Raw genomic sequence first — 14238 nt, forward strand, 5'->3', positions numbered from 1 at the left:
ATGTATTACAATTTGCCGTTTAATACCTTGCGGGATATGTGCCGAACGACTATTGAATCGTTAGAAAAATGGCTTCGAAGGCTTATTGATGAGGAATTGAGAAATCCTTTAGGTGATAATTACCTTTGGTATCAAGATAAAAAAAATAATTTTCTTTTTAAGAAATCCATACGTGAAAATGTAAAAAAAAGAAGAGAAGATGAACCAAAACGATATCCACGGGATATAGATGCAGTGCTATTAGATGATGCAGTTGATATTATTTTACATCCGATTTTTTATAGAGAATATTTTCGGGAAGCCTTAACTGGTGCATTCCCTGATGGTGTTGAAGAAGCAAGAACATTTTTTAGTCGGATTATTGAACCTAGGAATTACTTATCACATGCAAATTCAATTTCAATACGGCAGGTTGAGCAAGTGATATGTTATTCAAATGATATTATAGATTCACTTAAAAAATACTATGAGCAAAAAGGAATGATGCAATTGTATAATGTACCAACATTTATTCAACTAACAGATTCCAAAGGAAATACATTCTATACTTCACAGATAGACAACAACCGAAACGGTACTGGGGGTGCTGGTTTAAATCTTCAGAAACGAGGATATGAGCTTTATCCAGGAGAAACCCTCCAGATTGAAATCGAAGTAGATCCTAGCTTTAAGGAAGAGGAGTATATAATTAATTGGATTTATACAAGCGTTAATCCTGCTCCAACTAAATCGGGAAAAAAATTTAACTTAACTCTCGATAATAGCCATGTACGGGAGGACTTTACCGTTTATTGCAAAATTACCTCAATTGGTCGCGATTGGCACCGTCTAGGTGATTGTGATGATCGCCTATCAATTACTTATCGAGTATTGCCTCCAGTGGAATTATAAAAGTTAGACCACCTATGTAGTATTACTAGCGGATGTACTCAATGGCACCATAGTTCATCTTTCCTCTCCAACCTTGGAATTAGTAATGTCGATAAATAACGTCGGACAGATGATTGAACATAGGGATATATTGGTGGATGGTGTGAGAAAGGTGAAAGTCCACAAGAATCGTTAAAAAGAGAACTAAGTAATTGAACTCATTATATATTTACAAGTAAGCTTAGTATTCTTGGTCAACCGCATACTTCTTATCATCCGTGTTTTAATTTCTTGTTAAATAATTGGCACAAAAGGACAATATGTTAGACGTAAATATCTGCTTTAAAAAAATTGTGGAGGGTAGAGCCACCAAAAAATAATTTATGTTTGATAGGAGAAAAATGAAAAAAGTACATATTTTCGGTGCATCTGGATCGGGGACTTCCACACTGGGAGCTTCATTATCAAATGAACTGCTATACTCTCATCTGGATACAGATGATTATTTCTGGGGAAGTAAATACACGGACATAAGAGAAGTAACTGATAGAAAGAAAATGCTGAAGGAAGACTTATTAAAATATGAAAATTCGATTCTTTCGGGGGCATTATGCGGTTGGGGCGATAGCGTTATATCATATTTTGATTTGGTAATATTTTTATGGATACCACAAAATATTAGACTGGAAAGGCTTCACCAAAGAGAATTTCAAAGATATGGTGATGAAATATTTGCTGGCGGAAGCAAACACGAACAATATAAAGAGTTTATTGAGTGGGCTTCATTATATGACGTGGCGGGTATGGAAGTTAGAAGCAAAACATTACACGAACATTGGATGGAACACCTAACATGTCCAGTGTTGAGAATTGAAGGAGATTATTCGGTACAGGAACGAGTAGAAATTACTTTAGAATATATGCGTTCGGATAACCTACAAACAAAGTAGTTATTGAACTAATAGTTACTTTAGTTGAAAATCGTAGGGATGCCTATGGCAACTTTTTTCTTATTGAACCCACGGATCAGGTTGGTTCAACAAGAGATTATTAGCTTACTTTGCAAAAAGTGAAACAAATCTTAATATCAAACTTAAAATATAAAACTTTGAAAAATAGGAGAGATATAGTGAATTTAAAGTTTTTAGCGTCAAGTATTTCTAATGTTTATATTCAGAATCCAAAAGTTGATGCGGTATTACTTGGAGGTTCTGTTTCTCGTAACTGGAGTGACGAGTTTTCTGACATTGAATTATTTGTATTTTGGAAAGAATGTCCAACGGAAGAGGATAGGAAAGTCTCCATTAACTCGGTTAACGGAAGGATTATTGATTTTCATCCTTAGAAGGAAGAGGAATGGTCAGAAACATATGTGACTAAGGGTGTTAAATTAGAAATAAGCAACTTTTTGACTTCAACGGTTCATAAAATAATTAATAATGTAATTGTAGAATTTGATACAGATCTAGATAAACAATGCATTGTAGCAACAGTATATGATGGTATTCCACTTCACGGAGAAGAAATATTAAGTAAACTTAAGAAAAAAGTTGAAGTTTATCCAGAAGAATTGAGTGTAGGAATGATAAGGGAAAACATTTATCTTGGTAACCGATGGAATAACCGAGAGGCTTTACTTAAACGGGAAGATTGGTTAATGCTTTATAAGGTAATAGTATCTGTACAAACAAATCTGATGGGAATACTCTTTGGTTTAAATCGATTATATGTACATCATCCAGCTTTTAAATGGCAACAACATTCTTTAGAAGCGATGAACATTGTCCCAACAAACACATTTAATCGCTTTACCTCTATTTTGTTAAGCCATCCCAAAGAAAGCGTGAGTGAATTAGAGGGAATTATACAAGAGGTTTATGAACTAATAAGAACAGAGTACCCATCATTAGAATTGTCTGAAGTTATCGATAAATCACTTTTTTTAAGACCAAAAAATAATTGAATTTAATCGAATTTATTATATTTAGCAAGAGCTGCTTTAGTTAAAGGACTTGGAGTTGTCATAGGCATCCCTTTTTTCTTATTCAATTAAAGGAACGGTTTAGTTGTAAATGTCACTAGAACAATTGTAATCCTAGCCAAAAGATACATATTACAGTTAGATTCAAGTCTCATAGATGTCGCAAGTGAACTTCCTAAATTCTTAAACTTGCACGGCTATGCAAACCCTGGCAAAGTTAATGTCCATTTTTCAATGTTTGATGAAAAACAAATAACAAAAGTTGCTTGCTATCTTTCTTATTCAATCGCATTTTCTGAAGCGATATTAGAATTAATTCACTCAAACTATCTAATAGCAACAAGTCAGCATTTATACACTAAAGTGTGTTTTAGTTAAAGATGAACCAAGAATCTAGCTTTATTATTAAAAATATATTTCATATCATAAGTAAAGAACCCATTTTGAACGATATTTCTTCCAAATGGTTTCTTTTTTTAAATTAAAAATTGATGTTCCGTTAAAAATTTTGAGTAACCTTGCAGTGCCAATACACTTTTTATTATACCTTGTAATTCGATGTACCATGTATTACAATGTGATTAACTAAAATTTCAAAAGGAGATTTACTATGGATAAAGAGATAATGAAAGGCAGTATTGATATTCTACTTCTCTCCCTATTATCTAAAAAGGATATGTATGGGTATGGAATTGTCAAAAGTCTAAAAGAGAATAGTAATGATCTGTATAACATGAGCGAAGGAACACTCTATCCTGCTTTAAAGCGATTAGAGAAAAATGAGTGGATAGAATCCTATTGGGAAGATGCTGAGTTAGGTGGAAGAAGAAAATACTATCGAATAGTCGAGAGCGGCAGGAAGGAACTCAGTAGAAAACTTGGTGAGTGGGGTAAGGTGAATGATTTAATAAAAATAACTTCGGAGGGGTTATCATGGATAAAAAATTTGAGTCCTATATTGATCAAATCGTAAAAGAGCTAGACTGTGATAAAGCAGAAAAACAAGAGATTTCCGATGAAATTAGAGACCACTTAAACCTTTTAAAACAAGAGTATATAGAACAGGGTTTCACAGATGAACAAGCTATAAGTAAAGCCTTAGTTAGTTTTGGGGATGAAAAGCAGCTAAGAAACGGTTATAAAGAATCGATATCTCCATATTACAAATTATTCAAGATTAGTAACTGGATTTTATTCTCACTGTTTTCTCTAGTAGTTCTTTGGAAATTAATCTTTCAAAGAATGCTGGAACGTGTGATAAATTATAGTAATGGTTTCACTTCTAATTCTTACTTTTTTTCAAATGAAGTGCAAGGAGGTTTCTTTACTTTTAATTTCGACGCTTGGAAAACAAACGCTAATTTAATACCATTCAAGAACATATTCAATTATGTATTTAACAATGAAAAGTTTAATCTGGATATTGTCATCAATAACACGTTTGGGAACATTCTAATTTTCATACCTTTAGGAATTTTTCTTCCTATTCTATTTAAGAGATATAGTTCATTCTCCAAAGCAATCGCTTTTTCAATTATTGTTAGTTTTACAATAGAGGCACTCCAATTTCTTTTACAAATAGGACAATTCGATATAGATGATGTGATTTTAAATGGCATAGGAAGCATAGTAGGATTCTTATTCATAAAATTAATTTTCAGATTCCAGAACATAGTTCAGAAATCGACATTATTGAGAAGTTGATAAAGTAAAATATACACTTACTAAATTTATCAAGATATTTCTTATTCAAACAACGGGGCAGTTTAAATTAGAGAAGTAAAGATTAAAGGCCGCATTTGAGATTAAATGTGTCCCAAAACTAAAAAAGACCTTTCGCATGAAGGTCTTTTAATTACAACTGGAGTTACGCAAGTTGTGGAGGTTAGGTAGGTGAGCCTCACAGTTGTTAGAAACATTATATTCATTACGATTGAAAAAAATACTGGATGATGCCTATTAAATAGTTCAATCAGCAATTATTCAGCTGTTCGATCGCTCTCCAATAACTCTTGACCGCCACTTCTGCTTGTTCCAATGTTTAAATCTTTAAAGAAGTTCGTTATTCTGCTCCTTACCAGCAAATTCAACAAAAGTACGAAGCATTATGGAAATTCCATCTCTAGAATCCGCTCGGATAGGCGTTGTCTTTCCGAGTAATAAGAGGTAATTTTCTATCTACTAAGTTCATGGTTAATAACATAGAATAAAATATTTAACTATAAAATATAGCTAGTAACTCCTGTTGCAAATAAACTAGCAAATGCCCCAACTATGAAAGATATAAGCACTACTGACCAGAGAAACTTTCTTCTATCAACTATCGTTTTATAGTGTTCCTCTATATCTCCCCACTCAAAGATTGCTTTAGGATACATATATTTAAATAGATAAAATAAAATACTTACCATTACTATTAATGGAACTAAGATAAGGTAAAATTTCCATTCCATAAAAAAAGAAACTTTGTTAGAAGAGATGGATTGTGTATTTTCTTTTGGTAAACTGTTTTTTAAGTAATTATAAATAAAATCAATTTTTTTATCCGTTGTGTTAGAAACCTCTGCCATATCTAATAACTGATTTATACTTGCTTCATTGGGAGTAAAGAATTTATCATCAGAAATAAAAAATGTCATAAATACTGATGCAATAAAAAATCCTATTAATGGTAGAAAAATTGAAAAATTCCTCGAACTAACTAAGTTCCAAACGAACCCACTTTGAAGCGTTCTTTCCACTTGCTCCTCTACTTCTGCAACGAGTTCATTTGACCACATATAATCTGGACTAGATAACATAATTTCAATTTGAGGAACACTCTTTTTAATAAAACTAATTTCAACTCCGTATTCTCCATTTGTTGAAGAATATAATATTTCTAATTTTTTTATTTCATTTTTCGGTCCATTATCAAGTTCAAACAACTCGTTTAAATTATTTAAAATTAAATTTTTAGAATTTATTAAAGTTACACTAAAGATTCTCCTAAACTCCAAACTTTCTTTATTAAATCTCTTCTCAATAACTTCACATAATCGGGTAAGTTTTGAACGACTTAAAATGAATGGTTTCTCATAATATTTCATTATTTTAGTTGATTGTTTCATTTTTTTCTCCTTGGACTTTTAAGTAGCGGAAATATAAATACCAATTTCTTCTACATATTATAACAAAATTCTCAATACTTTGTATTCAATAAATTACTATATTGAAAATTCTTCGATAGAGAGTGTTCTTGGAAAGGTATTAGAGAAATTGAGATTAGATAAAAATGGTGAAATTAAATAGATTAAAACTGTTTTAGAGTTTCAACATGAAGAGTTTGCCTGAAAATAAACACTGATAGTTATTAGTATTTTTATAGCCTCGACCTTTTCTAGATAGGCTTCATTGTCGAGAAGCCCCTCTTCCGTATCCACCCCCTTAAATTCTCATTTTAATTTCTTTTTATGTTGAAGTTATTAAGCTAAAGGAGCAGGTTTATTTGAAGAAGAAATTAAAGAATATAAAGGTAAGATTTTAGGGGGGTTACAGAACAAAAGGAATTTTATTATTAACAACATAAAGTTTTATTGGGTTTTTTCAGGATATAAAAATTCAGTGGAAAACAGTGAAAAAATAGAAGATAAAAACGCGACAAAGAAAGCTAGTTTAAAAGATGGTTTATTCGTATTGTTGGGAGCTTTTAACCACCAGGGGAGGGAAGAGTAAATGTTGTTTAGATGGAAACTAAGCAAAGCATTATTATTGAATTTTTGGTATTTTACAAAACAGGAACTTAAATTTACAGACGGGCATATGACTATTCGTGGAGCAAACGGAAGCGGAAAATCCATTACAACACAAAGTATAATTACCGTTTTATTAGATGGAAACTCAAATCCAGAGCGTCTAAATCCATATGGTTCAAGACAGCGTACCTTTAAAGATACGGTTCTTGGAGAAGTGGATCTTCTCCCTGATATAATTGACCGAATTGGTTATATCACACTTGAGCTTAGAAAGGGAAATGAAATTAAAACTATCGGGATGGGGATTAAAGCATCCCGTATAAAAACAAATATTGATACGTTGTATTTTATCATTAACGGTGAAGTAGGGGATAGTGATGGTCAATTTTCTCTTACTGAAAAGAAAATGGAGGATGGGAAAATGGCTGATTCTCCTCTTCAACTTTTAACACTTCGAGAAAGAATTGAAAAAGCAGCGATAGGAGACATTTATTTAAACCGAACCGACTACGCAGAAGCAGTCAATAAGGAGTTCTTTGGGTTTCCAACTATGGAACAATACGATGGACTTATTAAACTTCTTCTACAAATTAGAGGTCCAAAACTTTTTGACCAAATAAAACCTGAAGCGTTAGCCGAAGTATTAACTAACTCCCTTCCAGAACTTTCCCCTGAAGAACTTAGCGATGCAGCGGATACGATTGCTCGTATTGTTGTTATCGAGAAAAACCTTGCAAAAGCAAAGGCAGAACTTTCTTCTAAGGTTTCCTCATTTGTTGCAATCGAGAAACTAGAAGAGAATATTAAACTATTAGAAGAACAATTGGATGAAAAAGATAAAGAACTCTACGAACGTATTTTACTAAATAAACTAAGTGAAAGTATTAACCGTAAAATCTATAATGCACGTAAATGGGAAAAGAATATGAATAAATTAATGGAACATGAAAACAATATTAAATTCCGAATTGAGTGGGTAGAGAAAAAGATAGAACGCGAAGAAGAGAAAGATACAATAGATTTAATCGCAACTATCAACCGCAATCCTCCGTACGAAAACACGGAAAAACTTGTAAACCATCTCCGCTCTAAAATAAATCAAGCGAAAAAGCTATATAATGGTGGAAAAGATAAAGACGGAAAAGAAAACGGAAAAGGGTTTCAACAAGTAATTGAAGAAGTTTTTGATTATCGCCAGTGGTTTGAATTTAAAATCTATTATGTGAAAAAAGGCGAAACAGAAAAACTGCTAAACCGTAAAAACTATGGAACGCTTTGTAGTGGGCAACGTGTTCTTTCAATACTTATGCCAGTTTTAACTGCTCTTCACATTAAATACACTGAAACGGATAGAGATGATTCACTTAGACTCTTTACACTTGATGAGGCATTTGCTCATGTGGATGAAGAAGACATGGAAGTATTGTTCCGTTATTTTGAAAAACTAGATTTTGATTACATGTTAAATTCGCAGTCACTGTGGGGCTGTTTTGAATCAGTATCTTCTCTTGATATTTACGAATTATCTCGTCCAGGTAACCGAAACCATGTAATGGTTATCCCCTATTATTGGAACGGCAAACAACGTATTAGAAAAGATAAAGTTAGTGCTGATTATGAGTAATGTAATAACAAAAAGAAGAAGCAATACCTATCCAACTAAGGGGCGGTTTACTTAAGACTATAATTAAAAGGGGGTAAAGATGAGTTTGCAAAAATGTGATTTTTGTAATACTAATTTTAAATGGAAAGTTATTTATTTCTCATTGGTAAGAAGTTATAAACCTATTCAATGTGATAAATGTAGTACGGAACATCTGGTAACTCTTCCATCTAGATCGATAGTAGTTGGTTTAACTATTTTACCAATGTTAATAGTCGCGTATATTTTGTCATCCTACAATGATTTTGCAACAATAATGATAAGTATCAGCGTTGCTTTTATGGGTTCTTTGTTTACTCCTTTTCTAGTAAAGTTTAAGAGAACTTAAATCAGTACATATGAAAGTTTATGTTAACGGTCTTTAGGTGGAGAGCGAGTTTATGTGAAAGTAGAAATTTTTTATAGGGAAACGGGTTCGGTTGACGAGAAGAAATCGTCGATACGAGCCCTTTTTATATTAGTTTTAGGTATTAACACCAAATCAACATTACTTAAATTTCTGAGGAAAAATAAACACTAGAACTAACATTGACAGTAAACTACTTTCACTTGTTAAAAGATAAGAATAAATACCATATTCTGTAAAAGATAATATAATGTATAAAGAACGAATTAATGAATAGCAGAAATAATAGCGAAGTTCAAACGAAAGGAGAATGATAAGCGCTATATTGAAAGAAGGGTTCGATAGTCCATTTAAATTAATAGAAGAACATTTTTATTTAAATGATTGAAGTTACACCAAAGAGTAAGATTTGGTTACCCATTATATCAAAGAGGAGAATAATTCATGACAAAAAAATTATTTCCATCGTATAAAATAGCTCCTGCTTACCTTTGCCACAAGATTATCGAAGTAGATAAAAGAGGGGTCAAGGTCTTTGTTAAAGATACCACTAGTGGAAGGCTCGGTGAGGTTGTGGAAGATGAAAACGAATTTTTGCAGACATCCGAACGGGTTGCTGTACACTACATCGCGAAAGACAAGTCCCCGTCACTACATTACGTGTATAATTTCAACCCAACTAAAAGCAAACGTGAAATCTTGTTAGGGACAGAATGAGCTGTTCTAAGAAGATTTGGAAGAACATTTTATAAAATGAACAGCTACACTAAGTGAGATTTGGATATCCATAATAGAGGAGAATGCCACAGGACTTGTATTCATTAATAAAATCAAAAAGATAAGAATTGTATAAGGAATAAGATGATTAAACTAAAACCACCAATTTTGTTGGTGGTTTAGTTACTTTATTTGTAAGGATTCTCGTAAAGGTGATAATGATTTCCTTTCAGAAGCACAGTTTTTGTCTCTGCATCTATGACCACATATTTATGAAATTCTTCCTTTTCATTTTGATGAAAAGATGCCAAAAAATATACTTGCCGATTAGGATGGATAGTGGAATCAATTGGATTCATTTTTTTATTGTCAAGTTTAGTTTTTATCTTAAACGTGAGTTCTACATCTGGCACTTCTTTAAAAGAAACCTTTTTACGCATACTGAAAGTAGCATTTTTATACTCTTCATAGATATCTTTATCTAATTTTTTATAAAATGCATCTACTTCAACAAAAGATTTTCTTTGATTATCTGGATATTCTAACTTGGGAGATGAGATTTCAGTAGCAGTGGCACTTTGATTTGTTTCAGAATGTGGAGATGGTTGATATAGAAAGTTAGATAATATAAATAATGTTAGTAACATCGTTTTCATTTTTAAATTCACCTCAATTTTGTAAGTTAGCCATATATTTGCCCTATTTATTTTCTTTATCCTCAATAATTTTTTGAGTAGGGCATTTCTTAAAAAAGGATGATAAAATTCGAGGGGGAAAATGAAGTGATAAACCCAAGGGACTATTTTCTCCAAGGTCAACACTCAAAAAAAAGAGTAAACCAAACGGGAGTCGTTCTTATTGCCAAGGTGTGTGAAGTTACTTATTATAGTATCAAACACAAACCTTTCGAACGAATGTATACATTCGTGTACATTCACGTAAGAGCAAGAACGGAACAACTCTTACGATTCGTTTGAAAGAATTTCACTTTCACATCAAGTGTGCAAAGGCACATCACACAGTCATCTCTAAACGAGTCTAGGAACTTCTGAGGATAGAATTATCCTACCTGACGGGCGATCCAACACCAACTAAGGTAAATCATTTGTTGCCAAAAGCTACGATTTCATGGGCATACTTTCTTCCTTGCAGGTTCAGTATGGCATTGCCACCGCAAAGCAACAGGTTAAGATGTTTTATATAACAAATAATTTTTTTGATGAAACGAGTACTTTTTCCATTGTTTCGTTACTTCTTTCCATTGAAGAAAACGTTTTTTAGACACGATTTTTCTTTTGTTCCCAGTCAAGAGATGACTTGCTGGAACTTTTTCTAGCTTATTAAAACGCATTGCTTTTCTTGCGATGACCATCGCTGCACTTTGATGAGAGCTTATACCATACATCTTCATGAACTTATGTTGCCCGATTTGACTCGTATAAGCAGGGTTTATCGCTTTAATGTCGACACCTGCTTTTTTGCATTTGGCATTGAGCATCTCTTTGTAATTGGAATAAGGAAATCCACTTAACATTTTTGCTTGTTTTTTCGATAGTTGTTTTAATTGGAGTTTTTTCTTTTGGAAATTTAACTCCTCGCGTGCGATCGGTTTTTGTTTTGCAAGCGCATAATCCACTACGACTTTAAGGGCATTGCTGAGACTCTGCTTTGCTTGTTCACTCGACACATGATATGCCTGGAACGGAACATGGAAGGAGTGAAGATAGTTGCCGAAACGGTCTACCTCTGTGACAGCCAAGAAATTTACGTTGAAATCGACCCCGATATACCCATTGTTACCTACTGTTTGAATAGTAGGCATATCAACATCCACAGTCATATATAAATACCACTTGCCCTCTTTGCGTATAAACTTAGAAGTCAATGCTCGGTAGTACGTTGTCTTTTTCCCTTTTCCTTTGCTGTATCCGATAGTAGGAATTTTTGCAATATCTAATTTTTCTTGTCCGTAAGGAAACGATACATGTGAAATGACGACATATTTTCCAAATACCTTTTCATCTTTGGCACTCACACGGATCCGTAAATTATTGTTCGTATCATAGGTGCAGGTTTGGTTGCCGAATGTCTCGTCTTTTGAGCCGATGAATGTGAACTGAGAAGCTCTTGCTTCCCGCCATCGCATTTTCCATTGATCAAAAGTTAGGTTGTTTTGGGTTAAATGAAATTGTTTATGAAACAGTTTGCTGGAGCCAAAACATAAACGTATAATCCCATGCGATGCATCCTGCATAAGTTTTTCTAATTTTAACTGCATGCGGTAGAGTTTCCGTTTCTTCTGATGAATATAATTCCGTAGACTTCGATAGTTTTTTACTTTCTTTAAAAATGTTACTTCGTTGCCCTTCATTTTTAATAAAGAAGCGTGTGCCTTTTCTTTTGGTACCATTTTCTTTTGAATCAATTCTTCTGTACTCTTGATTTTGTCTTTTAATTCCTCGATATCGAACTTTCTTTTTCCTACTAAAGATTTCACAAGTCCGTCTAATTGATTTTTAATACTGTTATATTGCCTTGATGTGATTTCATAAACGGCACAATAGCGTTTCTTCAACTCATTCGAGTTTTTCTTCCGTATATAAAGGTCAACAAATAATTTACGCTCCAACATGCCAAAAAACTGTGCGTAATGATTCAAATAAGTAAAGACTGTTGCTGTTTTTTTACTTGGAAGGACGATCATCTCGTTCTTCAGTTTCGTTTGATACGTTTGGAACATCAATAATCGCCTCCTCGATCTTTTTTTGTACTTCTTTGTTTTTTTACTACGCGAACCGTGTAGCCTGGAAAAACTGGAAATGCAATGGTACTGTTCAAATTATTAGCGTGAGTAGGATTAATCAACCGTAATTACCACCGATAAAGGGCGCAACAGTGTGTGATGTACCGAGATCCTTGGAGTCAGACTGACGGATGGTCTATTTGACACCATATTGTATCGATCTACTTAGCTAGCAATAGAAACAAATTAAGATAGGTCATACAGATTCATTGTAGTGATATGCCAATTGTAGAACACTATTATCCTTCGCTTTCTTGTTAACTTGAGCTGAAGGCATAAATTTATACATATTATTTTCTTGATACTTAGTTTGAAACATAGTGAGTACAGAAGAGAAGGTGCGTTTATAAAAAACCGTGCAAATTAGTAGAGTAAGAAGGTATATTTTGAGAAATGTAGAATTAATTAACTTAAATAAGTTTGGCAGAACTTGAAGAGTGTGAATTCTTCAGAAAAATAAGCACTGATAAGAGGTTAATGATGAAAAAAAATTACTTATTGTTATTCCTTACTTTTGTATTAGTAGGATGTCAAAATGAAATGGACGTTTCCAAACAGAATAAGGATCAAACACAAAGCGACATTCAGGAAGAAGTTGAAATAGCAGAAAATACCAATATCCCTGCATCACTTCTCAATGAAATTTCTCAGCAAATTAGTGTTCCGATTGAAGACATTACAGAGGGGGATTTGTTAAAAGTAAAATCTATAAATATTACTAGTCAAAATAATGATGATGTCTCCGCTCTATCTGAAATGAAAAATTTAGAAAGCCTTTACGTGTCTGCTCCTATTGATATTAGTTCTATAAGTGAATTGAACAACTTAAAATATTTGTATCTCATGAACATGAACTATCCAATAACAAAGTTTGATTTTTTAACATCACATGAACAATTAAACACTTTAGATATACAAAACAGTGGGATTGAGGATTTGAAAGAGTTTCCTACGCTCAAAAAATTAGAAAGTTTATCTTTAGTTAATAATCAAGTACAAGATTTAGCTCCAATAGAAAATTTGACTTCTCTTGAAGTTCTTGATATCACCAACAATCAAATTACATCACTTTCGCCATTGGAAAACCTTATGAATCTCCATAGTCTTTCATTAGACAATAACCCGATTAAGGATGCTACACCAATTGGAAAATTGAGCTCTCTTCTTTTTCTTTCTATCAATGGAATACCTATTGATTCGATTGAATTCGTGCAAGAGTTGAATAAACTAGAGCGTTTGCAAATTAGTGATACAGAGGTATCTGATTTATCATCTCTAGTAAATTTAAAGAGTCTAAGCTATTTAGATATTCGCAATACAAATGTGACCTCGATTAAAGCACTGAGAGAACTAGAGAGTTTGCATATATTACTACTGAATAAAGATAAGGTTAAGGATTGGAAGTCGCTAGAAAACAAAGCTGGTTTACGTATTTCGGAAACAGTTATATTAGCGGAGTAAAAAATTAGGGAGATAAGTAAATATTTCAAAACAAATTTGAAAGATGTGATTAGGTGAAGAAAATTTGGGCATTCATATTAATCTTGCTGTGTCTTGCAGGATGTTCGAATAAAGATGAAATGAATGTATTAATGGCTAAATACGAAAGTCAAATTGGAAATCAACAAGAGGAAATCCAGGAATTGAAAAAAGAAATCAAACAACTTGAAACGGAATATGCTGATTATAGTAGTAATTTACAGCAAGCAGATTACGAATCCAGGAGAATTATGCGTTTTATTTCAGAAAGTGAGTTTGACGAGTTGAAGAAGGAATACAATATCGAATTTGAAGTAAAGGATGGTGCAATCGATTTTGGCGTACCAGAATCCAATTCATCTTTTCCTATTGAGTTAGCTGGGAATCCGATGTTTATCGCAAGCTTATCTAAATTCCCTGAAGGAACAGATATTAATTATTTTGTTGATGATCTAGAGAATGAAAAAAGACATTTAATTAATGTGTCATTTGATAAGGACATGAAATTTGAATTCATATTTGTTGGTGGTGAATAAATAGAACGCAGCATATCGGAAGTCAGATACGCTGTGTTTTTATTTTATAATTGTTTAACTTCTAATCGTCTTAACGGCCGCATTATTCCAAGGAGGATTGACACTTTTA

12 protein-coding genes and 1 pseudogene are annotated in these 14238 nt (G+C 32.9%); 10 read left to right on the top strand and 3 right to left on the bottom strand.

Annotation, left to right across the window (positions count from 1 at the left end; translation table 11 throughout):
- From WAX74_RS15055 to WAX74_RS15080, 5 genes and pseudogenes are all read left to right on the top strand, one after another.
- Nucleotides 1-891, top strand: a complete 891-nt coding sequence (locus WAX74_RS15055) for a hypothetical protein (protein WP_336498488.1) — start codon at nucleotides 1-3, stop codon at nucleotides 889-891.
- Between the two features lie 380 nt (nucleotides 892-1271).
- Entirely contained in the window at nucleotides 1272-1820 is a 549-nt protein-coding gene (locus WAX74_RS15060; RefSeq protein ID WP_336498489.1) for an ATP-binding protein, read from the top strand.
- 179 nt (nucleotides 1821-1999) lie between these two features.
- Nucleotides 2000-2833 (top strand): annotated as a pseudogene (locus tag WAX74_RS15070) (DUF4037 domain-containing protein).
- 628 nt (nucleotides 2834-3461) lie between these two features.
- The gene (locus tag WAX74_RS15075) at nucleotides 3462-3824 is read left to right on the top strand and encodes a PadR family transcriptional regulator (RefSeq protein WP_336498492.1); all 363 of its coding nucleotides are present in this window, start codon (nucleotides 3462-3464) and stop codon (nucleotides 3822-3824) included.
- The gene (locus WAX74_RS15080; RefSeq protein ID WP_336498493.1) at nucleotides 3785-4555 is read left to right on the top strand and encodes a VanZ family protein; all 771 of its coding nucleotides are present in this window, start codon (nucleotides 3785-3787) and stop codon (nucleotides 4553-4555) included. Before WAX74_RS15075 ends, WAX74_RS15080 begins: the two co-directional genes overlap by 40 nt.
- Nucleotides 4556-5070: 515 nt before the next feature.
- Here WAX74_RS15080 and WAX74_RS15085 read toward each other — a convergent pair.
- Entirely contained in the window at nucleotides 5071-5961 is an 891-nt protein-coding gene (locus tag WAX74_RS15085; protein WP_336498494.1) for a hypothetical protein, read from the bottom strand.
- Nucleotides 5962-6565: 604 nt separating this feature from the next.
- On the opposite strand from WAX74_RS15085, the gene WAX74_RS15090 reads away from it, so the two are divergent.
- The 3 genes from WAX74_RS15090 (at nucleotide 6566) to WAX74_RS15095 (ending at nucleotide 9311) form a co-directional block, all read left to right on the top strand.
- Nucleotides 6566-8209 (top strand): SbcC/MukB-like Walker B domain-containing protein, encoded by a 1644-nt coding sequence (locus tag WAX74_RS15090; protein WP_336498495.1) that lies wholly within the window; start codon nucleotides 6566-6568, stop codon nucleotides 8207-8209.
- Between the two features lie 79 nt (nucleotides 8210-8288).
- Complete coding sequence (locus tag WAX74_RS21045) at nucleotides 8289-8576, top strand: TIGR04104 family putative zinc finger protein (protein ID WP_413788979.1); 288 nt, start codon at nucleotides 8289-8291, stop codon at nucleotides 8574-8576.
- A gap of 462 nt (nucleotides 8577-9038) precedes the next feature.
- On the top strand, nucleotides 9039-9311 hold the full coding sequence (locus tag WAX74_RS15095; protein WP_336498496.1) for a hypothetical protein: 273 nt from the start codon (nucleotides 9039-9041) through the stop codon (nucleotides 9309-9311).
- A 188-nt stretch (nucleotides 9312-9499) separates the two neighbouring features.
- Here WAX74_RS15095 and WAX74_RS15100 read toward each other — a convergent pair whose 3' ends face one another.
- Together WAX74_RS15100 and WAX74_RS15105 are read right to left on the bottom strand one after the other, a co-directional pair.
- Entirely contained in the window at nucleotides 9500-9967 is a 468-nt protein-coding gene (locus WAX74_RS15100; RefSeq protein ID WP_336498497.1) for a hypothetical protein, read from the bottom strand.
- A gap of 530 nt (nucleotides 9968-10497) precedes the next feature.
- Complete coding sequence (locus WAX74_RS15105; protein WP_336498498.1) at nucleotides 10498-12051, bottom strand: IS200/IS605 family accessory protein TnpB-related protein; 1554 nt, start codon at nucleotides 12049-12051, stop codon at nucleotides 10498-10500.
- Between the two features lie 483 nt (nucleotides 12052-12534).
- On the opposite strand from WAX74_RS15105, the gene WAX74_RS15110 reads away from it, so the two are divergent.
- Both WAX74_RS15110 and WAX74_RS15115 read left to right on the top strand, forming a co-directional pair.
- Complete coding sequence (locus tag WAX74_RS15110; protein ID WP_336498499.1) at nucleotides 12535-13575, top strand: leucine-rich repeat domain-containing protein; 1041 nt, start codon at nucleotides 12535-12537, stop codon at nucleotides 13573-13575.
- Nucleotides 13576-13628: 53 nt separating this feature from the next.
- Nucleotides 13629-14129 (top strand): hypothetical protein, encoded by a 501-nt coding sequence (locus tag WAX74_RS15115; RefSeq protein ID WP_336498500.1) that lies wholly within the window; start codon nucleotides 13629-13631, stop codon nucleotides 14127-14129.
- The last annotated feature ends 109 nt before the right edge of the window (nucleotides 14130-14238 follow it).

It is taken from the genome of Psychrobacillus mangrovi (assembly GCF_037104765.1).
Classification (GTDB): domain Bacteria; phylum Bacillota; class Bacilli; order Bacillales_A; family Planococcaceae; genus Psychrobacillus; species Psychrobacillus mangrovi.

Bases quoted from the DNA above. Each gene is read 5' to 3' on its own strand.
- WAX74_RS15055 (WP_336498488.1), top strand. From the start codon at position 1: ATGTATTACAATTTGCCGTTTAATACCTTGCGGGATATGTGCCGAACG.
- WAX74_RS15060 (WP_336498489.1), top strand. From the start codon at position 1,272: ATGAAAAAAGTACATATTTTCGGTGCATCTGGATCGGGGACTTCCACA.
- WAX74_RS15075 (WP_336498492.1), top strand. From the start codon at position 3,462: ATGGATAAAGAGATAATGAAAGGCAGTATTGATATTCTACTTCTCTCC.
- WAX74_RS15080 (WP_336498493.1), top strand. From the start codon at position 3,785: ATGGATAAAAAATTTGAGTCCTATATTGATCAAATCGTAAAAGAGCTA.
- WAX74_RS15085 (WP_336498494.1), bottom strand. From the start codon at position 5,961: ATGAAACAATCAACTAAAATAATGAAATATTATGAGAAACCATTCATT.
- WAX74_RS15090 (WP_336498495.1), top strand. From the start codon at position 6,566: ATGTTGTTTAGATGGAAACTAAGCAAAGCATTATTATTGAATTTTTGG.
- WAX74_RS21045 (WP_413788979.1), top strand. From the start codon at position 8,289: ATGAGTTTGCAAAAATGTGATTTTTGTAATACTAATTTTAAATGGAAA.
- WAX74_RS15095 (WP_336498496.1), top strand. From the start codon at position 9,039: ATGACAAAAAAATTATTTCCATCGTATAAAATAGCTCCTGCTTACCTT.
- WAX74_RS15100 (WP_336498497.1), bottom strand. From the start codon at position 9,967: ATGAAAACGATGTTACTAACATTATTTATATTATCTAACTTTCTATAT.
- WAX74_RS15105 (WP_336498498.1), bottom strand. From the start codon at position 12,051: ATGTTCCAAACGTATCAAACGAAACTGAAGAACGAGATGATCGTCCTT.